We start from the raw sequence: 25,606 nt of genomic DNA on the forward strand, positions 1-25,606 counted from the left end.
CGTTTTTTATCAGGGATTAAGAGGGTAATTTGAGTTCATTCGAATTACACCAGATACCCCGCCAGGAGAGTTACCGCATTTCTGATAGAAGTTCGCAGCCAACTTATCAACTTGCGGGCCATTAAATGAAAGTTCGTAAATAATAAAGCTACCAGAACCATCACTACACTGTCCAGATTCTTCGTGGTATTCCAACGCCGCTTCATTTGAAGGCTGCTCTGGATATAGTGCATTCACCTTGTAAGACCTTCCTATTTCCAACACATCACCAGCCGGGGCAATAAAATCCAAGAATGACGTGGGAGAAACACTGAATAGCGATACATGGTTTGCACTACTACTGCTGAATAGTAGCAAATCATCTTTCGTAGTGATGACGTGATATTCGTTCGGTAAGATGTTATTGCCTTGCTCACCACTGATAGCAAGATAGTTATTGGCATCAGAAGAAACATAGTGCAAAGTTTTCTTTATCGAAGCTGAATCACCAAGTTCATTACTAACTGTCAATTCAATTTCCAGATCCTTGGTCGTACCAACCGGTATCGTGAAATGCGTCACAGCGGCTGAAGGGGATGTAAACTGGATCCCTGCACCAGAAAGATCTCGCCATTGATAATTAATATGCTGACCTTTATTTATGGTGCTCGATGATGCATCAAGTGTTGGTAGATCACCCTCTCTATATGCCGGGCTTTGGGTCTGGATGACTGGCACTAAACTGTCAGTAACGAGTATTTTCTCGACTGGCGTGTAGCTATAGGCACCGCTAGCGGCACTGACTTCTATTTGGGGGGTCCTGTAGTGATATCCCGGCACTAACGGCGAGGCTGGTTCTATGATCAGACTGGCACCATTAATGTGCGTGATTACTTCGCTTCTAAGGCTTGCTTCATCTGCAAAGAATGCGGCGCTAACATTGCCAGCAGACTTAATGGGGCGGGAGAAAATTGCTGTCAGAGAACCGTTCTCAGGGAAGCTTCCAAACTGTTCCTCGTCGAGATAACCGACAAAGTCAAAGTTACTGGCTCTGAAAGCCACTCCCTCTGGATGACGGTCAGTTGCATGAGACCACAGCGTACCATCTGAGTATGAATCCCAACCGATCTGGTAATTTTTGTCACCAAAAGTAAAATCAATACCGGAGCCATCACCGCCCAAGCTATTAATGGTTGCGGTGTCCCCCGATGTGGATTTTATTTCCATACTGCCATGAGTAGGAAATTCTCCCAGATAACCTGACCAAGGGCTAGTTTGTGTAAAGCTATAATCAGTTCCTATTGATGCATCTCTAACGGTGCCACCAGCGGCCATTGTATAAATAGCATTCTTGTAGTCCTCTTCTTTCTCTACTGAGAAATTATTGATACTCAACAGAGCCAGATTACCGGATGAAATTACCAGACCATCTTTATCGGATACGGAAGTCACACGTGAAATAGAAGTACTTGCCACGTTAAACTCTAATAATCCGGACAAAACAATGTTACCAGATGTAATGACAGCCTGTGACATATCAAACTGGCCACTGGCGTTCTTACCCTGGCTGTCAGAGCTGTCCAGAGTGATTTTCATAGTCCCATCGGCGGTATCGTCAAGCGACTTCAAGTAACAACCTTGAAAACTGAATATCAAGCTGTCACCGGCTGAAAGCTTCCCGTCAGCATCTGCATCTTGATGGGTCCAAGAAAAAAATCCACCATTGCTGCAATCACTCTTACCATCTGAAGCCGAGCTTGCACTTACAGTGAGAAGATTTTGAACAAGCAGCCCCGTCTCCAACATGCTCTCCGATGTAGAGAAAGCACTAACTGAAACGTCCTCAGCCACATTTTTAAAATCGTTAGTGATAGGAAGAGGGATTGAGGCATTACCTGAGTTCGAATCGCTACCGCCACCACCGCAAGCTGTTATTAAAAGTGAAGTCGCAATAGATGCCAGTCTGAAAAAACGGGAAAAGGCGCCATTCATGGCAAGTATTCCTTTTAATTAAGATGGATTTCTGAGTCTTTCCTCGCTCTCAAGAGCCAGGAGCACTCCAACAACCTAAATAGTGTGCAATAGGAGCAGCAATGCTGGCAATATTTCAGAGATTGAATTGAGTGGCGTCATCGGCACGATCTCATGTGAAATCCGCTCAACAGAAGCCATCTGACAACTACGACGAATTGGCGACAGGCAACCCAAGCCGGCCATAGACCAACCACTACCCAAGTTGCCCGACAGGGAAAAACCTAATCCGACTCCCTCTCCCGCAATATGGCTTCCAAACTGACTTTGGGGCAGACGGCGTTGTTGATGTAGTCCAGCAGGCTGGTGGCGCTGCGGCGGATCAGGCTTTCCATGGCCGGGTCCTGGCAGTGGCCTTCCTTGTCGAACACCTGCTGCACATGGGGGATGGAGACCGCCAGCGGCAGGGGCACGGCGCCGACGTGGGCGCAGATGGCCCGCAGTTGTTCACTGGACTTGATGGCGCCTATGGTGCCGGCGGCCACCCCCAGTATGGAGATGGGCTTGCCGGCCAGCTTGCTGGGAAAGCCCAGGTTGTCGATCGCCAGCTTCATGGGGCTGCTGATGCCGCCGTGGTATTCGGGGGAGGCCAGCAGCACCCCTGTGGCCTGGCTGACCGTGTCTTGGAACTGTTTGATGGCCTCCGGCTTCCTGGCCGGCAGGCCGGGCAGCGGCATATCCAGTTCTTCGAGGTGGATGGAGGTGACCTCCACATCGGGGGTTTTCTTCAATTCGTCTATGGCCACCGCCAGGGCCATGTTGCTGTAGTTGCCCGGCCTGACGCTGCCGCAGATGGTGACGATATGGATGGCCATGTTTTTATCCCCTTGCAGTCACTGGCGGCAGGGAAGAAGCCAAGCACTCCCCTGCCAAGTCCAGCAAGTGTAGCAGCCGCTCACGGCAGGCCGCTGGGAGGGCCTGGGTCAGTGCGCCGACTCCAGTGCTTCCTCTTCCTTCTCGGCCAGGGTCATGACGTCCTCAACCGAGAAATCGGTGCGGCCGGCGAACAGGGCTCGGCCCAGTTGGCGGCGGCAGCTCTCCCAGGTGGCGCTGGTCTCCCCCGTCACATGGAGGAAGTCCCGCTTTTCGCAGAAAAGGGCATAGGCCAGGTAACGGTGGTTGGGCAACTTGCCCTGGGATTTCTTGAGGGCCCAGTCCACTTGGGCCGGGGTGTAGTAGGGCAGGCAATTGAACTGCCTGATCAGTAGCCTGGGGGTAGCCCTCAGCAGGCGACGGGCCCGCATGGACTGGAAGATGTCCCTTAACATATTGACGTCCTTTGTCAGATGTTTCTATTTACGGCCAGGGCCGGCGAAGAACCAGATGATCAGCCCCAGCAAGGGTAGTATCAGGATCACCAGGATCCAAAGCAACTTCTCGACCGGTTTGGCGCCGCTCTTGAGCACCTGCACTATGGCATAGATGTCGAGGATGAGGACGATAAGCCCGAACAGGGTCTTCATAGGCACTCCGTTGTCCCGATGACGCTCTCAGTCTAGCCCAAGGTGCCAGCCTTGTGGCGCCATGCCAAGCCCCCAGCTCCAGATGCTACAAAAAACCCCGCCGAAGCGGGGTCCTGTCATTGGCCTATCATGCCGCGCAGCACATGATGCAGTATGCCGCCGCTCTTGAGGTACTCGAGCTCGGTGTTGGTGTCCACCCTGGCCAGCACGGCCTGTTCCTGCCTGCTGCCGTCTGGCCGTTCGATCACCAGCTTCAGGCTGGACCTGGGCTTGAGGGAGGCCAGGCCGAGCAGGCTCAGCTTCTCGTCGCCGGTGAGACCCAGGCTCTCCTTGGAGACGCCGTCCGGGAACTGCACCGGCAGCACCCCCATGCCCACCAGGTTTGAGCGGTGGATACGCTCGAAGCTCTGGGCCAGCACCGCCTTGATGCCTTGCAAGGTGGTGCCCTTGGCCGCCCAGTCGCGGCTGGAGCCGGTGCCGTACTCCTTGCCCGCTACCACCACCAGGGGAATGCCCTCGGCTTGGTAACGCATGGCCGCGTCATAGATGGCCATCTGTTCGCCGCTGGGCACATGGCGGGTATAACCGCCCTCCACCCCGTCCAACATCTGGTTCTTGATGCGGATATTGGCGAAGGTGCCGCGCATCATCACCTGGTGGTTGCCGCGGCGCGAACCGTAGGAGTTGAAGTCCCTCGGCGCCACCCCGTGCTCCTGTAGGTAGCGGCCGGCCGGGCTGTCGGCCTTGATGTTGCCGGCCGGGGAGATGTGGTCTGTGGTGATGGAATCCCCGAACAGGGCCAGGATGCGGGCACCCTGGATGTCCTCCAGAGGCTTGACCGGTTCGGTAATGTGCTCGAAGTAAGGCGGGTTCTGCACATAGGTGGAGTCGCCGGCCCAGCCGTAGGTCTTGCCGGGGCTGACCTGGATGGCCTGCCAGTCGGCGTCACCTAGAAAGACCTCGGCGTATTCCTTCTGGAACATGCCTTCGTCCACCAGCCGCACCACCTGCTGTATTTCCTCCGAGCTCGGCCAGATGTCCTTGAGGAAGACGGGCTTGCCGTCCAGGTCCTCGCCCAGGGGCTCGGCCTGGAGGTCGATACGGGTGGTGCCGGCCAGGGCGAAAGCCACCACCAGCGGCGGCGAAGCCAGCCAGTTGGCCTTGACCAGGGGATGGACCCGGCCCTCGAAGTTGCGGTTGCCGGACAGCACAGAGCTGACGGTCAGATCTCCCTCCTCCACCGCCTTGCCTATGGCCTCGGGCAGGGGCCCTGAGTTACCGATGCAGGTGGTGCAGCCGTAACCCACCAGGTTGAAGCCCAGTTCGTCCAGGTAGTCTTGCAGGCCGGCCTTGGCCAGGTAGTCGGTGACCACCTTGGAGCCCGGAGCCAGGGAGGATTTCACCCAGGGCTTGCGCTTGAGGCCCTTCTCCACCGCCTTCTTGGCCACCAGGCCGGCGGCCATCATGACACTGGGATTGGAGGTATTGGTGCAGGAGGTGATGGCGGCGATCACCACGTCGCCGTGGCAAAGCTGGAAAGCCTCGCCCTGCACCGGCACCCGCAGCTCCTTGTCGGCGCCACTGAGATCCAGCACGGCGTCTATGGCCTTGCCCAGCTCCGGCAGGGCGACCCTGTCCTGGGGCCGCTTGGGGCCGGCCAGGCTCGGCACTACGGCCCCCAGATCCAGTTCCAGGCTGTCGGTGAAATAAGGTTCGGGGGCGGCGGAGTCGCGCCAGAAGCCGTTTTCCTTGGCGTAGGCTTCCACCAACTTCAAGGTGTGGGGGTCTCGGCCGGACAGCGCCATGTAGCGCAACGTCTCACCGTCGATGGGGAAGAAGCCGCAGGTGGCGCCGTACTCCGGGGCCATGTTGGCGATGGTGGCGCGGTCGGCGAGCGGCAGCTCGTCGAGGCCGGGGCCATAGAATTCCACGAACTTGCCCACCACCCCCTGCTGGCGCAGCATCTGGGTGACGGTCAGCACCAGGTCGGTGGCGGTGGTGCCTTCCTTGAGCCTGCCGGTGAGCCGGAAGCCCACCACCTCGGGAATGAGCATGGAGATGGGCTGGCCCAGCATGGCCGCCTCCGCTTCTATGCCGCCCACGCCCCAGCCCAGCACGCCCAGGCCGTTGATCATGGTGGTGTGTGAATCGGTACCGACCAGGGTGTCGGGATAGGCCTGGCCGTCCTGGCTCCACACCGCCTTGCCCAGGTATTCGAGGTTCACCTGGTGGCAGATGCCGGTGCCGGGCGGCACGACGCGGAAGTTGTCGAAGGCCTGCTGGCCCCAGCGCAGGAACTGGTAACGTTCCTGGTTGCGCTCCATCTCGATTTTGACGTTGTCGGCAAAGGCATGGGAACTGGCGAAGCTGTCCACCATCACAGAGTGGTCTATGACGAGATCCACGGCGGACAGGGGATTGATGCGTTCGGGGTCACCACCGGCCTTGGCCATGGCGTCGCGCATGGCGGCCAAGTCCACCACGGCCGGCACACCTGTGAAGTCCTGCATCAGCACCCGGGCCGGCCTGTATTGGATCTCCCGGTCGGAGCGCCTGGCCTTGGTCCAATCCAGCAACGCCTGGATGTCGTCCTTGGTGACGCTGTCGCCGTCCTCATGGCGCAGCAGGTTTTCCAGCAGCACCTTCATGGAGAAAGGCAGCCGGGACACCTCGCCGAGGTGTTCGACTGCCGCCAGCTTGAAGTAGTCATAGGACTGGCCATCGACCGACAGGGTGCTGCGGGCCTTGAAGCTGTCCTTTGAGGTTTGAGCCTTGCTCACAACGTGCTCCTTGACGCTTTTTTATCCTGCCATCAATGCTAGCACCCCTTTTAATGGCAAGAAAACCGTCTATCAGAGCAACTCTTTATCGAATATTTCGAATCAATGGAGCAGCCAGCGCAGCCCGAAAGCCACCACCGAGAGGGCCAGCAGGCCCCCCAGGTAAAGACCCACAAACCAGAGCCCTTTCTTGACCATCAGTAACCCTCCTCATAGTCGTGGACCTTGCCGCGGAAGATGCGGTAACCCCAGAGGGTGTACCCGAGGATCAGCGGCACGAAGATCAGCACACCGGGCAGCATGAACTTGAGGCTCTGCACGGGGGCGGCGGCCTCGAAGAGGTTGAGGCGGCCCGGCACCAGCTGCGGGAAGAGCCCCACCACCAGGCCCAGGAAGCCCATCACGAACAGCAATACGGCGCAGAAGAAGGGCACCACTTCGGAGCGCTTCAGTGATTGCCAGAGCACCAGGGCTATGGCCGCCGTCAGCAGCGGTATGGGCCAGAGCCAGCCGAGGTTGCCGAGCCAGCGTTCCTGCACCGCCGGCACGGCCAGGAAGTTCCAGAGGCTCACCGCCACCATGGCCAGCATCACCGCCACCAGCAGCGGTTTGCACAGGGCCTTGGCCCGCAGTTGCAGATCGGCCCGGGTCTTGACCACCAGGTAGCTGGCCCCCAGCAGGGCGTAGCCGGCCATGACGGCGAAGGCGGTCAGCACGCTGAAGGGGGTCAACAGCGTCTCGCCGCCGCTTTCCACCAGGCAGCCCAGCATCAGCCCCTGGCAGAAGGCCGCCACCGAGGAGCCGAGGCCAAAGGCCAGATCCCACCAGCGCCTCGAGCTCTTGGCCTTGAAGCGGTACTCGAAGGCGATGCCGCGGAAGATGAGGGCCACCAGCATCAGCACTATGGGCAGGTAGAGGATGGGCAGCAGGGTGGCGTAGGCCAGGGGGAAGGCCCCCATCAGGATCACGCCGCCGAACACCAGCCAGGTCTCGTTGCCGTCCCAGACGTGGGACACGGAGCGCATCATCAGGTCACGGTCGTGCTGCTCGGGGAAGAGCGGGAAGAGGATGCCGAGCCCCAGGTCGAAGCCGTCCAGCACCACGTACATCAGGATGGCGAAGCCGAGCAACAGGAAATAAAAGAGTTCCATCAGAAGCCCTCCCGCTTCAGTTCACGGACCCAGTTCAGGGCATAACCGGGCGCCTCCATGCCGATCAGCTGTTTCTCCAGCTTGGCCATGTCGGGCGGCCCCTTGCGGATGAGCTTGCGGTAGAAGTGCAGGAAGGCCCAGGCCAGCAGCAGGTAGGTAGCCGCGAAGAGGCCGAAGGACAGCAGCACCCTTTCCGCCGGCAGCTTGGACACCACCTGTTCGGTGCGCACCAGGCCGTTGACCAGCCAGGGCTGGCGGCCGATCTCCACCACGTACCAGCCGGCCAGGGTGGCGATGAGCCCCACCGGCGTCATCCAGGTCAGTACCCTCAAGGTCAGGCGGTCCTCCCAGAGCTTGCCGCCGCGGCGCCGCCAGTTGGCCCAGAAGGCCATGGCGATCATCAGCAGGCCCAGGCCCACCATGACCCGGAAGCTGAAGAACACCGGTTTGACCGGGGGCCTGTCCTGGGGCGGCACCGATTTCAGCCCCTGCAGCTCGCCGTCCAGGCTGTGGGTGAGGATGATGGAAGCCAGGTGCGGCACCTCCAGTTCGAAGCGGTTGCTTTCGGTTTTCTCGTCGGGCCAGGCGAAGAGGCGCAGGCCGGCGCTCTTTTCGGTGGCCGGCCAGATCCCCTCCATGGCCGCCAGCTTGATGGGTTGGTGTTCCTTGACGGCGAGGCCGTGCTCGTCACCCACCCAGGCCTGCAGCGGCGCCAGCACCAGCACCAGCCAGAGGGCGGTGGACAGGCCGCGCTTGGCGAACTCCTTGTCCCTGCCCTGGCGCAGGTACCAGGCGCTGATCCCCGCCACCAGGAAGCCGGCGGTGAGGAAGGTGGCCAGCAGCATGTGGGCCAGGCGGTAGGGAAAACTGGGGTTGAAGATCACCTTGACCCAGTCCACGGGCACGTACTGGCCGTTGACGAATTCGTAGCCGGCGGGGGTCTGCATCCAGGAGTTGGCCGCCAGTATCCAGAAGGCGGAGATGACGGTGCCCAGGGCCACCACCAGGGTCGCGAAGAAGTGCAGCTTCTCACCCACCCGCTGCCAGCCGAACAGCATGACACCCAGGAAGCCCGCCTCGAGGAAGAAGGCGGTCAGCACCTCGTAGGTCATCAAGGGCCCCAGCACAGGGCCCACCAGATGGGAAAACTCGCTGAAGTTGGTGCCGAACTCATAGGACAGCACTATGCCGGTCACCACCCCCGAGCCGAAGGTGATGGCGAAGGGTTTGATCCAGAACTTGGCCAGTTGCAGGTAGCGCGGGTCCCGGGTCTTGAGCCAAAGGCCCTCCCAGGTCGCTATCAATACCGCCAGGCCTATGGTCATGGTGGGGAAGAGGATATGGAAACTGACGGTCCAGGCGAACTGGAGCCGCGACAACAGCGCCACGTCCATGCTTTACCTCCGTAGCCAGCGGCTGAGCACCCAGGGCAGGGCCGCCAGCGACAAACAACTCAAGAGGAATACGGCGTCGGGAATAAGTTGGCTCATGGTCCACTCCTTGCAGAAACAACGTGCCAACTTTTTGCAAAGGCCGCGCCAATCGCGCCAGGCCTTGATCCACCGCAATTTCAGGGGCTAAGCTGCCCACAAATCGTCAACGGCGTTGACGATAAGGAGAAGGAAACTGTCAACGATGTTTACACCTTGGCTGGTGGTGATCTTCGAAACGGCCATGCTGGTGACCCTGCTCAGCGGCCTGGCCACGGCTGCCTGGCTCTGGCGCCAACGGGACTTGAGGCCCCTGGCGGGCTTCGTGGCCGGCATGGGGCTCTGGTGCCTTGGCCATTTCCTGGGCCCCCTGGCCCCGGCCCTGGCCCTGCCGCTGCTGCTGGCCAACCCCTTCATGCCCAACGCCTTCCTGCACTTCGCCCTCGGCTACCTACGGGTGCCTCCCGGGCAGAAGCGCCGGCTGCTCTGGGCCAGCTACGGCACCTCTGTGCTGGTGTTCGCCATCAGCCTGATAGGGGGCGCCAGCATCCAGCCCTGGCCGCCCTTCGAGGGCTTTATCCGCTTGGCGCCCCTGGGCTGGCTCAACCTTGGCTGGACTGTGGCCCTCGGCGTCAGCGCCCACCTGGTGCTGCTGCGGGCCTACCTCAAGCAGCAGGGCAATGTGCGCCGCTCCATCCTGGCCATCTTCCTGGTAGGGGGCTGGGGCCTGCTGCTGGCCTCCAGTTTCGTCTTCCCCTCCCTGGGCATCCCCTACTTCCCCTACTCGATGCTGGCCCTGCCCAGCTACGTGCTGCTGTTGGTGTTCGCGGTACTGCGCTACCGGATGCTGGAGGTGAACCTCTGGGCCAGCCGCATCCTGTTGTGGCTGGCCCTGGCCCTGGTGGCCGGTGCCCTCTCGGCCCTGGCAGCGGGCCTCGGCTTTGCCCGAAGCGGCTGGGCCCTCTGGGGTTATTCGCTGCTGATCCTCGCGGCCAGCGCCCTGCTCTACCCATTGCTCAATGCCTGGGTGCGCCGCCTCGTCTACCCCGGCGCCAAGCTGGACGAGACCCTGCTCAGCCATTGGCGCAGTAGCCTGCGGGACGCCCACGACTGGCCGGCTTTGCTGGCCAACGCCGAATGCCTGTTGCAGACACTGCTGGGCCGGCCCCTGCCGGTGACCCTGGAGCCAGCTCGCGGCCCCCACCTGCTCTGCCGACGCCAGCAGGACGGCTGGCAAGCCGAACTCAAAGGCGGCGAGGAGCTGCTGCCCGGCCAGCGGCTGCAACTGGAGGTGTTCGCCTCCCTGCTGGGCAGCGCCTGTGACAACCTGGAACGCACCCTGGCCCTGGCCGCCGAGGAGCGCAAACGCCTGGACCAGCAGCACCTGGTGGAGCTGGGGGCCCTGTCGGCGGCCATGGCCCATGAGCTGCGCAATCCCTTGAACATCATCGCCATGGCGGCGGTGCGCACCGAAGAGCGCAGCCGCCACCATATCCAGGAGCAGCTGAAAAGGGCCGACCGCCTGATCCAGGATCTGCTGACCTATGGCAGCCCATTGGAGGTGCGTTCCCAGCCGGTGGCCCTGCTGCCGTTGCTGCAAAGCCTGCCCCAGGCCGCCCAGGTTGAACTGGCGGTGCCGCCCGAGCTGGTGCTGGAAACCGACCCCCACCGCCTCACCCAACTGCTGGTAAACCTCTTGGACAACGCCCTGGCCTTCGCCGCGACCAAGGTACGGCTGGAAGCCGAAGGCAACCTCATCCGGGTCCACAACGACGGCCCGCCCATCCCCTCCGAGCTGGCCGGCAAGTTGTTTCGGCCCTTCGTCAGCAAGAGGCCCGGCGGCTCCGGCCTGGGCCTGGCCATAGTGCGGCGCATCATGGCGGCCCAGGGCGGCAGCGTGCGCCACCGCGCCGACCTCGGCTGGCCCGTCACCTTCGAATTGGAGTTTCCCCTATGAACGGTCGCATCCTGCTGGTGGACGACGAAGCCGCCTTCTGCGAACTGGCCAGCGACTGGCTGACGGACGACGGCTACCAGGTGCAGAGCGCCCAGAGCCTGGCCGAGGCCCAGGACAAGCTGGCCCATTTCGATGCCGACCTTATCCTCCTGGATCTGGCCCTGCCGCCGCAGATGGACCCACAACACACCCTGGAAGCCCTGCCCAGCCTCGGTGACAGGCCCGTCATCATCCTCACCGGCCATGCCGAACGGCAACTGGCCCTCAAGGCCATGGCCGCCGGCGCCTGGGACTTCCTGGCCAAGCCCCTGGATCCGGACATGCTGGCGGTGGTGATCCGCCGGGCCCTGACCAAGCAGGCCCTGAGCAAGGAGCTGTCACGGCTGCGCGAGGGCGATAGCGGCCCCCTGGATGAGCTGGTGGGCTCCAGCCAGGCCATGGCCAGCCTCAAGGCCCTGATCCAGCGCATCGCCCCCACGGACGTGCCCGTACTGGTCACAGGCCCTTCCGGCACCGGCAAGGAAGTGGTGAGCCGGGCTTTGCACCGGCTCTCGCGGCGCGCCGAGGGGCCCTTCGTGTCGGTGCACTGCGGCGCCATACCGGCGGAGCTGCTGGAGAGCGAACTGTTCGGCTACAAGAAGGGGGCCTTCACCGGCGCCGACCGTGACCGGCCTGGCCTGCTGGCCCTGGCCGACGGGGGCACCCTCTTCCTCGACGAGATAGGGGACATGCCCCTGCCCATGCAGGTCAAACTGCTAAGGGTGTTGCAGGAAGGCACCTTCTACCCAGTAGGGGGCCGCGAGCAGCAGCGCATCGAGGTAAGGCTGGTGTCGGCCACCAACGTCGACCTGCCGCAGCGGGTGGCCGAAGGGCGCTTTCGCGAGGACCTCTACTACCGCATCAAGGGGGTCAACCTGGTCACCCCCGCACTCAAGGACAGGCCTGAAGATCTGCCACTGCTGTGCAGCGCCCTGCTGGCGGCCTGGTGCAAGCGCAACCACCGCCAGCTGCGGCTCAGCCCGGCCGCCCACCAGTGGTTCCTGGGCCGGGACTGGCCAGGCAACGTGCGGGAGCTGAAGAACAGCCTGGAGTCGGTGGCGGCCATAGCCCAGGGCCAGGAAGTGGGCCTGGAAGACATAGCCCTGCTCTACCCCAGCGCCGCCGCCGAGCCGGCCCTGGCCGCCGACGCCAGCCTGGACGAGCAGGTGCGGGCCCTGGAGATCCGCCTGATCGGCCAGGCCCTGGCCCAGCACCAGGGCAACAGATCCGCCGCCGCCCGCCAGTTGGGCCTGTCCCGCCAGGGGCTGCTCAAGAAGTTGGAGCGCTACGGTCTGGGGGCCTGAGCCGGGCTGGACGGGAAACCACTGCCATGAATATAATTGACAAGTCATCAATTGACTTGGTCGCAAAATGAAGACCTCTCATCATCAGCTCAGCGCCCTTATCGCCCAGACCGGCCGCCAGTGGCGCCAGACGGTGGATCGCCAGTTGCAACCTTTCGGCCTGACCCAGGCCACCTGGCTACCCCTCTGGCACCTGGCCAGGGCCGCAGAGCCGCTGCGCCAGAAAGACCTGGCCGCCCTGCTGCAGGTCGACGGCTCCGCCCTGGTTCGCACCCTGGACACCTTGGAAAAACAAGGCCTTATCCTTAGAAAATCGGGCGAAGACCGCCGTGCCAAGACCTTGCACCTGACCCGGGAAGGGCAGAAGGTGGCGGATCAGGTGGGCCAGGTGGCAAACGCCGTTCGCGAACAGGTGCTTGGCCCCCTGGATGAAAACGATCTCGACACTACCCTCCGCGTGCTGGAAAGACTGATGGCCAGCCTCAAGGCCCTGGAACAGGAAAGCCCCAATGAGCAGTAACAGCCCCTTCCTCAAAAAGCCCTTTATCCTCGGCGCCCTGGCCATACTGGCCCTGGGCAGCCTCGGCTACTGGCTCAAGGCCGGTGCCAGCCAGGTCCATGAAACGGACGCCCGCATTGCCGGCGAGATGGTCAACGTGGCCAGCCGCCTCGACGGCTGGCTGATGGCCCGCCCCGTCACAGAGGGGGACAACATCCAGCAAGGCCAGTTGCTGGCCGAAGTGGACAGCCGCGACAGCAAGCTCAAACTCAGCGCCCTGGGCGCCCAGATCGGCGCCGCCGAGGAAGGGGTGGGCCAGCTCCAGGCCCAGAAGGAACTGATCGACAAGCAGAACAGCGCCAGCCTGGACCAGGCCAAGGCGGCCCTGGCCGCCGCCCGTGCCGCCAAGGACGCCAGCGACCACCTGTTGACCCTGGCCCAGGGTGAGTTCAAGCGCATCGACAAGCTGCGCAAAAAAGGGCTGTCCAACCAGCAGGACTGGGACCGCAGCCACAGCACCCTGCTGGAACGCCAGGACCAGCTGGCCCAGGCCCAGGCCAATATCAAGGCCATGGAGGCCGGCCTCACCCACGCCCAGGCCACCTTGGAGCAGGGGCTGGTGATCAACCGCCAGATCCAGGTGCAGCAGCAGCAGATCCAGGCCCTCAAGGCCCAGGCCGCCCAGTTGCAGCAGGACATCGACGACCGCAGCCTGCGCTCGCCGGTGAACGGGGTGGTGGACAAGACCCTGGCCGAGGCGGGGGACTTCGTGCAGGCCGGCCAGTGGCTGATGCTGATCCATGACCCGGCCAAGGTCTGGGTGGAGGCCAACATCAAGGAGACGGCGATCGGCCAGATCCGCGAAGGCCAGGAAGTGACCATCAGCGTCGACGCCTACCCCGGGGTCAGCTTCAAGGGCCACGTGCTCAAGGTGGGCAACGCCGCCACCAACCAGTTCGCCCTGCTGCCCAGCCCCAACCCGTCCGGCAACTTCACCAAGATCACCCAGCGGGTGCCGGTGCGCATCGCCTTCGACCAGATCGACCCCAGGCTCAAGCCCGGCCTGATGGTGGAGGTGGATATCCATGTCGGTGCTTGAGCAATACGGCGTCCGCTTCGGCCCCGGCTACCGCTGGCTGGCCACGGGCACCGTCATGCTGGGTACCATAGCCACCACCACCACGGCCACCATAGTCAACGTGGCCCTGACCGACATCATGGGCGCCTTCGGCATGGGCACGGACCAGATCCAGTGGCTGTCCACCGGCTTCCTGGCCGCCATGACCGCCACCATGCTGCTCACCGCCTGGGCCCTGGACCACCTGGGTTACCGCGCCACCTTCGGCGGTGCCATGGCGTTGTTCATCCTCGGCTCTTTGCTGGGGGCGGCCAGCACCAGCGGCGCCATGGTGATCGCCGCCCGGGTGATACAGGGCGCGGCGTCGGGCATAGTCCAGCCCCTGGCCATGGTGGTGATGTCCCAGGTCTTCCCCCCGGCCCAGCGAGGGCGGGCCATGGGGATCTACGGGGTCGGCATAGTGCTGGCCCCCGCCCTCGGGCCCACTGTGGGCGGCCTGCTGGTGGACCAGTACAGCTGGCGGGACGTCTTCCTGGTGGTGGTGCCCTTCTGCCTGGCCGGGCTGCTGGCCGCCAGCCTGCTCTTTCCCGGCCGCCAGCAGGACCACCACAAGCCCAGGGTGCCCTTCGACGGCCTCGGCTTCGCGCTGCTCTGCCTGGCGCTGGTCAGCCTGCTCACGGGCCTCTCCAACGGCCAGCGCCATGGCTGGGATTCGGCCTTCATACTGGGCTGCTTCGCCCTGGCGGCCCTGGCGGCGGCGGCCTTCATCTGGTGGGAGCTGCACTGCGCCCACCCGCTGCTGCACCTCAAGGTGTTCAGGGTGGGGCCCTTCGTCGCCGCCTGCCTGGTGGCCTTTGCCCTGGGGGCCGGCATCTACGGCTCCACCTACATAATCCCGCTCTTCCTGCAGACGGTGCAGGGCTATACCCCCACCCGCTCCGGCCTGCTGATGATGCCGGCCGGGCTGATCCTGGCCCTGGTGTTCCCCATCGCCGGCCAGCTGAGTGACAAGGTCAGGCCCCAGTGGCCCGTGATGGCGGGCCTGGGGATCTTCGGGCTGAGCTGCTGGCTGCAGCGGAGTGTGGACGTGGACACCGCCTTCTGGCAGCTGGCGCTCTGGGTATTGTTCGGCCGCATCGGCCTGGGCCTGATGCTGCCGGCCCTGAACGCCGGGGGCCTGCGTACCTTGCCCCACGAGATGCTGGCCCAGGGGGCCGGCAGCCTCAACTTCATCCGCCAACTGGGGGGCGCCTTCGGGGTCAACCTGCTGTCGGTGTTCATCGACAGGCGCGGCGTCCTGCACGGCGAGGCCCTGGCCCAGACCCTGACCCCGGACAACCCGGCCTTCGGCGAAAGCGTGCGGCGGCTATCCCTCTTCTACAGCCATTGGGGCAACCCCTTCGGCGAACACATGGCCCTCAAGGTCAACCCCGGTGTGCTGAGCTTCATGGAGCAGGTGCTGCTGCCCAAGGCCAGGCTACTGGCCTACCAGGACGGCTTTTTCGTCGTGGCCCTGGTGTTCTTCCTGGCCATGGTGCCCGCCTGGCTGATGAGCCCAAGAAAGGCCCGGTAAGCATTATCAGGATGACAGTCGCACAGATACAAAAAACCCCGCATCAGCGGGGTTTTTCATTTCAACTCAGACTCAGGCATCCAGCTGGCGCAGCTTCATGGGCCTGGAGCAGATGTAGACCCGCTGGAACTGGCTCTCGATGTCCTTGGGCATGCCGGTGGGCAGCATCACCACGCTGTGCTCGTCGTGGATCTTGATCTGGCCAATGTACTTGGAGCTGATCTTGGCCTCGTTGGCGATGGCGCCGACGATGTGGCGCGGAGTGGCGCCGTGGCTGCGACCCACTTCCAGGCGGTAGGCCACCATGTCCATGCTGGGACGCTCGCGGCGCGGCTTGTCGTCACCGGCACGGTCGGCGCCGGCACGGTCATTACGCTCGAAACGGCGCTCGCCGGAGCGTTCACCGAAGCGCTCACCCTTGCGCTCGAAACGGCGCTCGCCGGAACGCTCGCGGTCGCCGAAGCGCTCACGGCGGTCGTTGCGGTCGAACTCGCGGCGGGGGCGGTCGTCACGGGGGCCACGCTCGCTGGGCATCTTGGGATCGGCGCCCACGGCCAGGGGCTGGAACTGCTCCAGCTGGGCCAGCAGGGCGGCGGCCAGTTCGGCCGGGCTCAGTTCCAGCTCTTCGCCCAGGCGGGCGACCAGGGCCAGGCGGTCTTCGCGCTCGGCGGCGGCCAGGTTGTCCTTGAGCTTGCCGACGCGGCGTTCGAAGACGGCGTCACGGTCCGGCAGGGTGATGACGTCCACCTTCTGGCGGGTCACCTTCTCGATGCGGCTCAGCAGCATGCGCTCGCGGGGGGTGTAGAGCAGCACGGCGGTGCCGGTGCGGCCGGCGCGGCCGGTACGGCCGATACGGTGTACGTAGGCGTCGGGCTCACGGGGGATGTCGTAGTTCACCACCAGGCCGATACGCTCCACGTCCAGGCCGCGGGCGGCCACGTCTGTGGCTACCACTATGTCCAGGCGGCCGTCTTTGAGGGCCTCGACGGCGGCTTCACGCTCACGCTGGCCCAGGTCACCGTTCATGGCGGTGGCCTTGAAGCCGTTCTGGTTGAGGTGCTCAGCCAGGGTGGTGGTGGCGTCCTTGGTACGGGCGAAGATGATGGCGGCGTCGAAGTCTTCCGCTTCCAGGACACGGGTCAGCACGGCCGGCTTGTGTTCTTCGAACACCATCAGGCCTTTCTGGGTGATGCGGTCAACGGTCTGGGCCGGGGCCGAGACTTTGACTTCCTGGTAGTCGCCCATGAACTTGTTGACGAGGTTGCGGATCATCGGCGGCAGGGTGGCGGAGAAGAGGGCTGTCTGGCGCTCGGCCGGGGTTTCGCTGAGGATGCGCTCCACGTCTTCGATGAAGCCCATGCGCAGCATCTCGTCCGCTTCGTCCAGCACCACGGCTTTGATGGAGTCCAGGGTCAGGGAGCCACGATCCAGGTGGTCGATCATGCGGCCGGGGGTGGCCACCACGACCTGGGCGCCGCGGCGCAGGTCCATCTTCTGGGGACCGAAGGGGGCGCCACCGTAGAGGGTCACCACTTTCAGGCCGGGCATGTAACGGCCGAAGTCGATGAGGGCGGCGGCAACCTGCTGGGCCAGCTCACGGGTGGGGGCCAGCAGCAGCAGCTGGGGCAGGCCCAGGCTGGTGTCGACGTTGGCCAGCAGCGGCAGGCCGAAGGCGGCTGTCTTGCCGGTGCCGGTCTGGGCTATACCGAGTACGTCGCGACCTTCCAAAAGCAGCGGGATGCAACTGGCCTGAATGGGTGAGGGAGTTTGGAAACCCAGATCATCCAGGGCTTGCATAAGCGGCTGGGGCAAGGAAAGCTCTGTAAAGGTCGCGGACATAGCGGCTCTCTGTGGCGTGAAAGGCCGCGCATTATACGGGTATTTTTTGCGCAGCGGGCATTTTTTTTAGAATGTCCTTCAGCTGGCTACGGCACTCTTTAACAAAAGGTAAAAAGGACGTTTTTATGCAACCTGCGGATACGCATTCCAAACTTTTTGGCTACCTGCTGTGGATCTTCGGCTTCACCGGTTCCCACCGTTTTTACTACGGTAAACCGGTGTCGGGTACCGTCTGGTTCTTCACCTTTGGGTTGCTGGGTATCGGTTGGCTGATCGACCTCTTCCTGATCCCCGGCATGGACCGCGAGGCGGACCAGCGCTTCAACCCCGGCCCCATCGACTACAACATCGCCTGGATCTTCCTGACCTTCCTGGGCGTCTTCGGCATCCACCGCTTCTACCAGGGCAAGGTCTTCACCGGCATCCTCTACCTGCTGACCCTGGGCCTGTGCGGCATAGGGGTGCTCTACGACTTCTGGACCCTCAACGACCAGATCTCCATGAAGAACGCCCAGTACCGCCGCTGAGGGCGGCCATAAAAAAACGGGGCCAAGGCCCCGTTCTCTTTACTTCACGTCCGGCAGGTTGCGACCGTAGTAGATCTCCTGCATTTCCTTCCACAGCTTCTCGGTGATCTCTTCCACCTCGATGCCGGTCAGGTCCTTCTTGGACATGCCGAACAGGTAGTGGTCGAGGTCGTACTCCTTGAGCATCATCTTGGTGTGGAAGATGTTCTCCTGGTACATGTTCACGTCCAGCATCTGGAACATGTCCTTGGTGTCCTGGGACAGGAAGTTCTGGATGGAGTTGATCTCGTGGTCGATGTAGTGCTTGGTGCCGCGCACGTCACGGGTGAAGCCACGGACCCGGTAGTCGACGGTGACGATGTCGGATTCCAGGGTGTGGATCAGGTAGTTCAGGGCCTTGAGCGGTGAAATGACGCCGCAGGTGGACACTTCGATGTCCGCCCTGAAGGTGCAGATACCGTCGTCCGGGTGGATCTCCGGATAGGTATGCACGCAGATGTGGGACTTGTTGAGGTGAGCCACGACGGAGTCGCTGGGCAGGGGGCCCGGCTTCTCGGAGGTGTCCACTTTCTGGGAGTCCTTGAGGGGCTCTTCGGACACCAGTATGGTGACGGATGCACCCTGGGGGTCGTAGTCCTGGCGGGCCACATTCAGGATATTGGCACCGATGATGTCGCAGACCTCGGTCAGGATGTCGGTCAGACGATCCGCGTTGTACTGCTCATCAATGTACTCGATGTATTCCTGGCGCTGCTGCTCTGTCTTGGCATAACAGATGTCATACAGACAGAAACTAAGGCTCTTGGTCAGATTGTTAAAGCCGTGCAGCTTGAGCTTGGACTCTTCCACTTATCGGATTCCTCACCTACCTGGCCGCCTGGCGGCCTCTATGAACACGGGCCCCACCCCCGGGCGTGGGACCTGACAGCTTGCCGCCGGGCGGCTTTGCAGGGCCATCATCGACCTGCATGTCGAGGCGCTAAAGCATTGAAGCGCCTTGATATGCATTCGTTGTTCCGCTGCGCCGGCCCAAGCCGGAAACAACGACGCCGCAACCCGCCCTCCGGGCAAGTTGCGGTCAGACGCCTGTAGCGAGGCGCCAGGTTACGGGAGGTCGACGATCCTGAAGCTGTGGCGCACCGGGGTGGCCTTTTCCAGCATCTTCGACACCGAACAGTATTTTTCCATGGACAGGTTGACGGCACGTTCCACGTGCTTGGCCTGAACCTCGCGGCCGGTGATCACGAACACCAGCTCGATCTCGGTGAAAACCCGGGGAATGTCGTCGGCCCGGGTGCCCTTGATCTCCACTTCGCAGCTTTGCACGTCCTGGCGGGCTTTCTGGAGTATGGACACCACGTCGACGGAACTGCAGCCGCCAACGGCCATCAGTATCATCTCCATGGGGCTAGGACCCGTACCCGGGTTGTCGCCGTCCATCACCATCGCATGGCCGCTTTCGCTGGTGCCAACGAAGCGCATGCCGTCCAACCATTTCACCGTCGCTATCATGCTCGGATCCGTGCCGCTGACCAAAGTGGGCGCAAAGATACCACATGGTGCCCTCTTTTAAAGGATCAATTTGTACTTGATGCCTCTCTATGACCCTGCCAAAGTGTGATAACGTCCAAAAATTCAATGGGTAGAAGCGAGGCGATACCATGGCAATCCTCAATCGAGTACAGCCCGATCCGGTGCTCGAAAGGTTTCTGTCCCACTGCCACGTCAAGCAGTACGGCGCCAAGGCCCCCATCATCCATCAGGGGGAAAAGGCCGACACCCTCTATTACGTGGTCAAAGGCTCGGTAGTGGTGCTGATCAAGGACGACGAAGGCAAGGAGATGATCCTCTCCTACCTCAACCAGGGGGACTTCTTCGGTGAGCTGGGTTTCTTCGAGGAGGATCCGGTGCGCACCGCCTGGATCCGCACCAAGAGCCAGTGCCAGATAGCGGAAGTGAGCTACCAGAAATTCCGCCAGATCATCCAGCAGGACCCCGAGATCCTGTTGCGGGTCAGCACCCAGATGGCCAAGCGCATCCGCTCCACCAGCCGTAAGGTCGGCGATCTCGCCTTCCTGGACGTGGCCGGCCGCATCGCCCAGACCTTGCTGAACCTGGCCAAGCAGCCCGATGCCCTGACCCACCCCGACGGCCACCAGATCAAGATCACCCGCCAGGAGATAGGCCAGATCGTCGGCTGCTCCCGCGAGACGGTGGGCCGGGTGCTGAAGATGCTCGAAGAGCAGAGCCTGATCCACGCCCGCGGCAAGACCATAGTGGTTTACGGCACCCGCTGAGCCACCCATTCGCGGAGTTCGGCCAGCACCGCCTTGCGCGGGCCCAGCTCCGCCAGTTCCAGGCCCGCCGCCAGGGCCAGCAATAACTCGGGGCAATCCCCCTCCGCCGCCCAACCCCAGGCCAGGCGCCACAGCGCCAGGGCCAGGGTTTCAGGCGGCCTCTTGCCCCTGGCGAAAGCCTCGAGATCGCTCCTGTCCCAGTCGCTAAGCTCAGGGCCCTCGGCCCCTAGGTAGAGGCCGTTGATAAGCTCGAGCGGCAGCGGCTTGTGCCAAGGCAGAGTCTCGAGGAAGCGGCCATGGGCCTTTGCCAGCAGCGCCTCGCCCCGCTCGTCCAGGGCCTTGCCCATCATCACCGACAAGAGCCCCGAGGCGGCGTCGAGGCTATGGCCCAGGCGCAGTGGCCGCCAGCCGGCCCGGCGCCAGAAGCGCAGCAGCTCGGCGTCGGCGGCAAAGCTCACCAGCAGCAGCGACTCCCGGGCCTGGCGTTCCAGTTCTTCCAGCAACCAGGAGCCTATGCCCTGGCGGCGCTGCACAGTGGCGATGCGCATCACCCTCAGCCCCTTCAGCAGCGGCGCCTCCGCCAGCCCCAGGTGGGCGCTCAGCGATTGCAGCACCAGGTGCCCCTTGGGGCGGCGCTGGCCCTGGTGGACGGCCTTGGCAAGCGCCGGTTCCAGGCCCCCTTCCCTCACCAGGGCCATGACCCCGGCCACCTGGCCCTGGCTGCTGGCCACGGCGAAACACACGGCCGGGTCGGTGAGCCAGTGCTGGATATCCGAAGGCGAGGTCTGGTAGTGGGCGCTGACCAGCAGCCCCATCACCGCCTTCAGCCACTGGGGCCTCGCCACCAGCTCGGCGCCGTCCAGCCAATGCAGGGCCAGGGGCCCGGGCTGGGGCTGCGGCGGTTCGGCGTCCAGCAGCAGCAGGCTGTTGATAAGGGCCTCCACAGGACAGCCGGCGGCCCAGCGCACCGGCGCCTTCAGGTGCAGCTCCCTCGTATCGGGGTAAAGGGCCTTGAGGCGGGGCAGGAAGCGCAGGGCAAAGCCCCGGCCCGAGCCCTCGTAGCCGTGCAAGGTGCTGGACAGCACCAGCCGCTTGTGGTGCTCGGCCAGGGCGTCCAGCAAGGGGGTGGGGATGGCGGCGGCCTCGTCCACCAGCAGCAGGGCCCCTTCCGGCTTTTGGGCCAGCAGCGCATCCGGGGCCCAGAAGTCGATACGGCCCAAGTCGCTGACCAGGCTCAGCCCTTCCCTGCTCGCACCGGGCAGGGCCTGTTCGGCGAAGGCGAACAAAGGGCCCAGGGCTTCGACGCGTGGCGCCGTCACCAGCACTGGGCTGCGGCCCTGCTTGAGGCTCTCGGCCGCCAGCATGCCAAGCGCAGCCGTCTTGCCGCGGCCCCTGTCCGCCGTCAGCACCAGGGGGCGGCCGCGGTGGCCGGTCAGCACCTTGAGGCCGGCGGCCAGGGCCTCCTGCTGGTCCGGGGTGAGCCCGGCCAGGGGGTTGGCGCCGGCAGGGGCATGCTGGCGAAAGACCGACAGCCCCGCCGCCAGCCAGGCCCCCAGGGGGTGCAGGGCGGCCAGTTCATCCAAGGGCGGGCTCAGCAACACCAGCAGGCCGCCGCCGGTCAGGCAGCCGGCCAAGGCGCCCAGGGCATCGAGGGCGATGCCGTCATGCCAGTCCACCACCAGCAGGTCGCACTCGCTGCCGAGCTTGTGGCGGGCCTGGGCCGGGCTCAGGCCGTCCGGCCCCAGCCAGAGGGCGTTTTGGGCCTGGGCTGCCAGGGCCTTGGCCTGGGCACGGGCCTGGTCGGGAGGGCAGGTCAGCAGCAGCAGCCGGCGTTGCCAGGCGGCCTTGGCGTCTTGCCAGAGGGATTGGGCGTCTTTCATGGCGCTATTCTGGCGGATCTGGGCAGGGCCCGCACCAGCCTTTTCAGCTCATCGAGGCGGCCCGGATCGGCGCCGCCGTACCTGAGCTGCTGGTAGAGGCCGGTGACGCGGTTCCACTGGCTGGCCAGGGCCGGAAAGCTGTCCGCCACCCGCAGCGCATAGGCCTCCGGGCTTTCCCCGGCCCGGCGCGCCAAGCCCAGGCGCTTGCAGCCCTTGAGGTAGAGGCGGGCCGCCGGCCCCGTTGCCGGCCGCCTGTCCCTGCCGCTCCACCAGTGCAGCGCCAGCAGGAAGGCCAGCAGCAGGCCGCCGAACAGCAGCGCCGCCGGCAGCCAGTCGCTGGTGCCCAGCAGGGCCGAGAGCAGGGCGTCGCGTCGGCCGCTGTCGTAGTTCAGCACCCAGCGCTGCCAGCGGTAGTCCATCAGCGCCGCCTGGTAGCGCAGCCAGCGCAGGGCCGGCTGCTGCTTGAGCCGCCATAGCCAGTTGCCCCCCTTGCTGAAGGCCGGGTCGCTGGCCAGGCCCTCGAAGCCCCTGTCGATGCGTTCGGGGGAGACCTGGGCCGTGGGGTCGAAACGGGTCCAGCCGGTGGCCGGCAGCCAGGCCTCCACCCAGGCGTGGGCGTCGTACTGGTAGAGGGCGTAGAAGTCCCCTTCAGGGCTGTACTGCCCGCCCTGGTAGCCGGCCACCACCCGGGCCGGAATGCCGGCGGCCCGTAGCAGGAAAGCCATGGCCGAGGCGTAGTGGCCACAGAAGCCGGTGTGGGTCTCGAACAGGAAACGGTCTATGACGTTATCCGGCAGGGCTGGTGGCGCCAGGCTGTAGTGGTAAGCGGAGTCGGCAAAGCGGCTGTTGACGGCGGCGGCCAGGGCGGCGTCGTCTTTATAGCGGTGGCGAAGCGTCTGGGCCAGGGCCCTGGCCCTGGGATTGCCTTGCGGGGGCAGCAGCTTGTTGATAGCCAGCACCCCGGGCAGCTCGCGGCCCCTGGCCGGGGTCGCCAGCCGCAGCCGAAAAGACTCCGTCCTGGCCAGGGGCTTGTCGGCCACCACCCGCCTGTCCCCCGTGTAACCGAGGCCGGGCGACAACGGCAGGGAGCCGTCCAGCACCGGCAGCCAGGGCCTGCTGCTGGGCTCGCTCATCAGGCGCCAGTCGCGGCCCTGGGGCGGCTTGGGCCTGGCCGGATGTTCTTCCTCGCTTTTACGAAAATCCGCCTGGTGCCAGGCACGGCCGTCGAAGACTTCCAGCGTCAGGGCCCGCCAGTAGAGGCTGGTGCCATTGGGATGCCAGGGCAGCTCGGCGCGAAACGCCAGGGCCGTGGACTGGGCCAGCTTGGAGATGTCCCCCGGGCTCAGGCTGTCGGACAACCCTGTGCTGCCGAGGCCCGCATCCGGCATCTTCCACAAAGGCCCGAGCCGCGGCAGCAGCAGGAACAGCAGCAGCATCAGCGGCAGGCTCAGGAGGCTCATGCGCCCCAAGGTGGCGGCCAGGTGCCGCGCCCTGCGTACCCCGAACAGGCTTAGCAGCACCGCCAGCTGCACCAGGGCTGCCAGCAGCAGGTAGAGGGTCATGGCCATGGACTGGTAGCGCACCAGGTCGGTGGCCAGCAGGAAGAGGCCGAACAGCACCAGGGCGTGGAGGTCCCGGGGCGCCTTGATCTCCAGCACCTTGAGGCTGTAGCCCAGCACCAGCAGGGAGACCATGGCGAGGTAAAGCCCCTTGCCCGGCAAGGTGATGGCCAGGGCCCCAGCGCCCCCCAGGGCCAGGGTCACCAGCAGCCAACGCGGCGGCTGGCCGAAGCGGCCCAGGCAGATGCCGGCGCACCAGGCCAGGCAGAAGAGGTTCAGCACCACCAGCACCGGCCCCACCTGGCTCCAGTTGGGCAGCACGGCGCCGAGCTGGGCGACGATCAGCAGTACCAGGGTAGGCCTGGGCAGGTACCACCTCATGGCGCCTCCCCAAAGCAGGCCAGGGCAGCCAGGCATTGGTCCCGGTGGGCGCTGCCCGTACCCAGCTCCACCTTGAGGGTGCCGAGATCCAGGCCAAACAGCTCCTGGCGGCGGCTGGCATCCAGCACCTGCCAGGCCAGCCTGGCCAGCCGCTGTTCCAGATCCCGGCCCGGCACCGCCTTAAGCCGCAGCCAGCGGCTGTCCTGGGCCGGGCTCGCAAATTGCTTGGACCACATGCCCCGCCCCTGGGCCAGCTGCTTCCAGGCCACCTGCCGCAAGGACTCACCCTGCTGGTAGCTCTTGAGCCCCTGCCAGTCGCTCTCCCCCTGGCGTTCCCTGGCCTGCTCCCCTTCGTCGTCTTCGGCATGGGGGACGCCTGACCAGGGCTCCGGCCTGGGATAGAGCAGCAGCTCCTGGTCGAGATCCGGGTGGCTCCAGGCCCTGAACAGCCCCAGGGGATAGCGGCAGGCCACCGTCAGCCGCCCCGGCCTGTGGCGGCCCCGCTTGCCGGGCGGTGCCAGCAGCGTCATCCGCGCCAGCCCCTTGACGTCGATTTGGCGCACCGGGCCCTTGCCGTAGCGCAGCTCTATGGCCCAGTGGCCGCGGCCCTCGGCCTGTACCGGCAGGCGCAGGTCGTCCCCCGCCGCCTGGGGCTGGAGGGCCAGGCGGCTCAACTTGAGGCCGGTCAGGTTGCGGTGGGTGAGGTACATGCTGGTGGTGAAGAGGCTGATCAGGAAGAAGGCCAGCAGCAGCACCAGGTTGTTCTGGTAGTTGGTACCCAGGAGGAAGATGGCCGCCACCGCCACCAGGAAGGCGTAACCGAAAGGGGTTGGCAAGATGTAGATATTGGCGTTGGACAGCCGGCTCTGGGGCGCGGCGGGCTGGCGCCGGCTCAAGAAACGTCGCCAGAGATCCTGCCTCATGACAAGACGGGGTCCACGGCCGCCAGCACCAGCTGGGCATAGGCCTTTTCGCCGCCCTGGGCCACCGGGCTCAGGCGGTGCTCGGCCACGCTGGGGAAGACCGCCTGTATGTCTTCGGGCAGCACATAGTCGCGCCCGGCCAGCCAGGCCCAGGCCTTGGCCGCCGCCAATATGGCCTTGCCGGCCCTGGGCGACAGGGGCCTGGGCACGTCCGCCAGGCGGCGGCTGGCCGCCAGCAGGGCCAGCAGGTAACCAAGGAGATCGTCCGAGGCCTTGACGGCGTCCACCTCGGCTTGAAGGGCCGCCAGTTGCTCGGCGTCCAGCAACGCCGCCAGCCCCTGGTGCTCCAGGGCCTCGCCCCGCAGCAGCCGCCGCTCCGCCTCCATGGGCGGGAAACCCAGGGTGATGCGCATGGTGAACCTGTCCATCTGGGACTCGGGCAACGGATAGGTGCCGGCCTGATCCACCGGGTTCTGGGTGGCGATGACGAAGAAGGGGGCCGGCAGGCCATAAGTATGGCCGTCGACGCTGACCTGGCCCTCGGCCATGGCCTCCAGCAGGGCGCTCTGGGTCTTGGGGCTGGCGCGGTTGATCTCGTCCGCCAACAGCACCTGGCTGAACAGGGGCCCGGGCTGGAAGTCGAAATGGCCCTGGTCCTGGCGGTAGATGGAGACGCCGATAAGGTCGGCCGGCAGCATGTCGGAGGTGAACTGCACCCTCTGGTAGTCCAGCCCCAGGGTGGCGGCCAGGGCATGGGACAGGGTGGTCTTGCCGGTACCCGGCAGATCCTCGATCAGCAGGTGGCCGCGAGACAGCAGGCAACAGAGCGCCAGGCGCACGGGTTGCTCCTTGCCGAGGATGACGGCATTGAGCTGGTGGAGGATCCGGTTGGACAGGGACACGCAAGCAACCTCTT

General features: G+C 64.2%; 21 protein-coding genes. 7 read left to right on the forward strand and 14 right to left on the reverse strand.

The features are described from left to right. Positions 1-9: 9 nt before the first annotated feature. The 7 genes from PVT67_RS16375 to PVT67_RS16410 all read right to left on the reverse strand — a co-directional run bounded on the left by PVT67_RS16375 (position 10) and on the right by PVT67_RS16410 (position 8,798). Positions 10-1,971, reverse strand: a complete 1,962-nt coding sequence (locus PVT67_RS16375) for a hypothetical protein (protein ID WP_301495497.1) — start codon at positions 1,969-1,971, stop codon at positions 10-12. Between the two features lie 263 nt (positions 1,972-2,234). Beyond that, positions 2,235-2,825 carry an NADPH-dependent FMN reductase gene (locus PVT67_RS16380; protein WP_301495499.1) on the reverse strand — a complete coding sequence of 197 codons (591 nt, stop codon included), beginning with the start codon at positions 2,823-2,825 and terminating at the stop codon, positions 2,235-2,237. A gap of 108 nt (positions 2,826-2,933) precedes the next feature. Next, positions 2,934-3,278, reverse strand: a complete 345-nt coding sequence (locus PVT67_RS16385) for a DUF6559 family protein (protein ID WP_301495502.1) — start codon at positions 3,276-3,278, stop codon at positions 2,934-2,936. Between the two features lie 24 nt (positions 3,279-3,302). Next, positions 3,303-3,473, reverse strand: a complete 171-nt coding sequence (locus PVT67_RS16390; RefSeq protein ID WP_301495504.1) for a PLDc N-terminal domain-containing protein — start codon at positions 3,471-3,473, stop codon at positions 3,303-3,305. A gap of 116 nt (positions 3,474-3,589) precedes the next feature. Beyond that, complete coding sequence (acnA, locus tag PVT67_RS16395) at positions 3,590-6,253, reverse strand: aconitate hydratase AcnA (protein WP_301495506.1); 2,664 nt, start codon at positions 6,251-6,253, stop codon at positions 3,590-3,592. A 197-nt stretch (positions 6,254-6,450) separates the two neighbouring features. Then, on the reverse strand, positions 6,451-7,404 hold the full coding sequence (cydB, locus tag PVT67_RS16405; protein ID WP_301495510.1) for a cytochrome d ubiquinol oxidase subunit II: 954 nt from the start codon (positions 7,402-7,404) through the stop codon (positions 6,451-6,453). After that, a complete protein-coding gene (locus tag PVT67_RS16410; protein WP_301495512.1) occupies positions 7,404-8,798 on the reverse strand; it encodes a cytochrome ubiquinol oxidase subunit I in 1,395 nt (464 codons plus the stop codon). Before PVT67_RS16410 ends, cydB begins: the two co-directional genes overlap by 1 nt. 241 nt (positions 8,799-9,039) lie before the next feature. Here PVT67_RS16410 and PVT67_RS16415 point away from each other — a divergent pair, with 241 nt between their 5' ends. From PVT67_RS16415 to PVT67_RS16435, 5 genes are all read left to right on the forward strand, one after another. After that, on the forward strand, positions 9,040-10,791 hold the full coding sequence (locus PVT67_RS16415) for a sensor histidine kinase (RefSeq protein WP_301495514.1): 1,752 nt from the start codon (positions 9,040-9,042) through the stop codon (positions 10,789-10,791). Continuing rightward, complete coding sequence (locus tag PVT67_RS16420) at positions 10,788-12,134, forward strand: sigma-54-dependent transcriptional regulator (RefSeq protein WP_301495516.1); 1,347 nt, start codon at positions 10,788-10,790, stop codon at positions 12,132-12,134. The genes PVT67_RS16415 and PVT67_RS16420 overlap by 4 nt, the downstream gene beginning before the upstream one ends. Before the next feature lie 67 nt (positions 12,135-12,201). Next, entirely contained in the window at positions 12,202-12,654 is a 453-nt protein-coding gene (locus tag PVT67_RS16425; protein WP_301495518.1) for a MarR family winged helix-turn-helix transcriptional regulator, read from the forward strand. Then, positions 12,644-13,732, forward strand: coding sequence for an HlyD family secretion protein (locus PVT67_RS16430; protein WP_301495520.1), 1,089 nt, complete (start codon positions 12,644-12,646; stop codon positions 13,730-13,732). The genes PVT67_RS16425 and PVT67_RS16430 overlap by 11 nt, the downstream gene beginning before the upstream one ends. Further along, positions 13,719-15,284 carry an MDR family MFS transporter gene (locus tag PVT67_RS16435; protein ID WP_301495523.1) on the forward strand — a complete coding sequence of 522 codons (1,566 nt, stop codon included), beginning with the start codon at positions 13,719-13,721 and terminating at the stop codon, positions 15,282-15,284. The genes PVT67_RS16430 and PVT67_RS16435 overlap by 14 nt, the downstream gene beginning before the upstream one ends. 72 nt (positions 15,285-15,356) lie before the next feature. On the opposite strand, the gene PVT67_RS16440 is transcribed toward PVT67_RS16435, so the two are convergent. Further along, positions 15,357-17,081, reverse strand: a complete 1,725-nt coding sequence (locus PVT67_RS16440) for a DEAD/DEAH box helicase (RefSeq protein ID WP_301495525.1) — start codon at positions 17,079-17,081, stop codon at positions 15,357-15,359. Positions 17,082-17,248: 167 nt separating this feature from the next. Between PVT67_RS16440 and PVT67_RS16445 the strand changes: the two genes are divergently transcribed. Further along, positions 17,249-17,650, forward strand: coding sequence for an NINE protein (locus PVT67_RS16445; protein WP_301495527.1), 402 nt, complete (start codon positions 17,249-17,251; stop codon positions 17,648-17,650). A gap of 39 nt (positions 17,651-17,689) precedes the next feature. Here the strand turns inward: PVT67_RS16445 and speD are convergent, their stop codons facing one another. Together speD and PVT67_RS16455 are read right to left on the reverse strand one after the other, a co-directional pair. Then, complete coding sequence (gene speD, locus PVT67_RS16450) at positions 17,690-18,499, reverse strand: adenosylmethionine decarboxylase (protein ID WP_301495529.1); 810 nt, start codon at positions 18,497-18,499, stop codon at positions 17,690-17,692. 255 nt (positions 18,500-18,754) lie between these two features. Continuing rightward, positions 18,755-19,162: an OsmC family protein gene (locus PVT67_RS16455; RefSeq protein WP_301495531.1), complete on the reverse strand. Its 408-nt coding sequence runs from the start codon at positions 19,160-19,162 to the stop codon at positions 18,755-18,757. Between the two features lie 149 nt (positions 19,163-19,311). On the opposite strand from PVT67_RS16455, the gene crp reads away from it, so the two are divergent. Further along, on the forward strand, positions 19,312-19,947 hold the full coding sequence (crp, locus tag PVT67_RS16460; protein WP_301495533.1) for a cAMP-activated global transcriptional regulator CRP: 636 nt from the start codon (positions 19,312-19,314) through the stop codon (positions 19,945-19,947). Here crp and PVT67_RS16465 read toward each other — a convergent pair. The 4 genes from PVT67_RS16465 to PVT67_RS16480 are packed head-to-tail and all read right to left on the reverse strand — an operon-like array spanning position 19,932 to position 25,592. Next, complete coding sequence (locus tag PVT67_RS16465) at positions 19,932-21,827, reverse strand: GNAT family N-acetyltransferase (RefSeq protein ID WP_301495535.1); 1,896 nt, start codon at positions 21,825-21,827, stop codon at positions 19,932-19,934. The genes crp and PVT67_RS16465 overlap by 16 nt on opposite strands. Continuing rightward, on the reverse strand, positions 21,824-23,767 hold the full coding sequence (locus PVT67_RS16470) for a transglutaminase TgpA family protein (RefSeq protein WP_301495537.1): 1,944 nt from the start codon (positions 23,765-23,767) through the stop codon (positions 21,824-21,826). The genes PVT67_RS16465 and PVT67_RS16470 overlap by 4 nt, the downstream gene beginning before the upstream one ends. Beyond that, complete coding sequence (locus PVT67_RS16475) at positions 23,764-24,690, reverse strand: DUF58 domain-containing protein (RefSeq protein WP_301495539.1); 927 nt, start codon at positions 24,688-24,690, stop codon at positions 23,764-23,766. Before PVT67_RS16475 ends, PVT67_RS16470 begins: the two co-directional genes overlap by 4 nt. Beyond that, the gene (locus PVT67_RS16480) at positions 24,687-25,592 is read right to left on the reverse strand and encodes an AAA family ATPase (protein ID WP_301495541.1); all 906 of its coding nucleotides are present in this window, start codon (positions 25,590-25,592) and stop codon (positions 24,687-24,689) included. Before PVT67_RS16480 ends, PVT67_RS16475 begins: the two co-directional genes overlap by 4 nt. Positions 25,593-25,606: the final 14 nt, after the last annotated feature.

The sequence above is a fragment of the Gallaecimonas kandeliae genome (genome assembly GCF_030450055.1).
Classification (GTDB): domain Bacteria; phylum Pseudomonadota; class Gammaproteobacteria; order Enterobacterales; family Gallaecimonadaceae; genus Gallaecimonas; species Gallaecimonas kandeliae.

What these genes read in the sequence shown, in the direction of transcription:
- PVT67_RS16440 (WP_301495525.1), bottom strand. Translation starts at nt 17,081, where the DNA reads ATGCAAGCCCTGGATGATCTGGGTTTCCAAACTCCCTCACCCATTCAG.
- PVT67_RS16420 (WP_301495516.1), top strand. Translation starts at nt 10,788, where the DNA reads ATGAACGGTCGCATCCTGCTGGTGGACGACGAAGCCGCCTTCTGCGAA.
- PVT67_RS16410 (WP_301495512.1), bottom strand. Translation starts at nt 8,798, where the DNA reads ATGGACGTGGCGCTGTTGTCGCGGCTCCAGTTCGCCTGGACCGTCAGT.
- PVT67_RS16470 (WP_301495537.1), bottom strand. Translation starts at nt 23,767, where the DNA reads ATGAGGTGGTACCTGCCCAGGCCTACCCTGGTACTGCTGATCGTCGCC.
- cydB (WP_301495510.1), bottom strand. Translation starts at nt 7,404, where the DNA reads ATGGAACTCTTTTATTTCCTGTTGCTCGGCTTCGCCATCCTGATGTAC.
- PVT67_RS16475 (WP_301495539.1), bottom strand. Translation starts at nt 24,690, where the DNA reads ATGAGGCAGGATCTCTGGCGACGTTTCTTGAGCCGGCGCCAGCCCGCC.
- crp (WP_301495533.1), top strand. Translation starts at nt 19,312, where the DNA reads ATGGCAATCCTCAATCGAGTACAGCCCGATCCGGTGCTCGAAAGGTTT.
- PVT67_RS16445 (WP_301495527.1), top strand. Translation starts at nt 17,249, where the DNA reads ATGCAACCTGCGGATACGCATTCCAAACTTTTTGGCTACCTGCTGTGG.
- PVT67_RS16375 (WP_301495497.1), bottom strand. Translation starts at nt 1,971, where the DNA reads ATGAATGGCGCCTTTTCCCGTTTTTTCAGACTGGCATCTATTGCGACT.
- PVT67_RS16390 (WP_301495504.1), bottom strand. Translation starts at nt 3,473, where the DNA reads ATGAAGACCCTGTTCGGGCTTATCGTCCTCATCCTCGACATCTATGCC.
- PVT67_RS16435 (WP_301495523.1), top strand. Translation starts at nt 13,719, where the DNA reads ATGTCGGTGCTTGAGCAATACGGCGTCCGCTTCGGCCCCGGCTACCGC.
- PVT67_RS16380 (WP_301495499.1), bottom strand. Translation starts at nt 2,825, where the DNA reads ATGGCCATCCATATCGTCACCATCTGCGGCAGCGTCAGGCCGGGCAAC.
- PVT67_RS16465 (WP_301495535.1), bottom strand. Translation starts at nt 21,827, where the DNA reads ATGAAAGACGCCCAATCCCTCTGGCAAGACGCCAAGGCCGCCTGGCAA.
- PVT67_RS16415 (WP_301495514.1), top strand. Translation starts at nt 9,040, where the DNA reads ATGTTTACACCTTGGCTGGTGGTGATCTTCGAAACGGCCATGCTGGTG.
- PVT67_RS16430 (WP_301495520.1), top strand. Translation starts at nt 12,644, where the DNA reads ATGAGCAGTAACAGCCCCTTCCTCAAAAAGCCCTTTATCCTCGGCGCC.
- PVT67_RS16455 (WP_301495531.1), bottom strand. Translation starts at nt 19,162, where the DNA reads ATGATAGCGACGGTGAAATGGTTGGACGGCATGCGCTTCGTTGGCACC.
- PVT67_RS16425 (WP_301495518.1), top strand. Translation starts at nt 12,202, where the DNA reads ATGAAGACCTCTCATCATCAGCTCAGCGCCCTTATCGCCCAGACCGGC.
- PVT67_RS16385 (WP_301495502.1), bottom strand. Translation starts at nt 3,278, where the DNA reads ATGTTAAGGGACATCTTCCAGTCCATGCGGGCCCGTCGCCTGCTGAGG.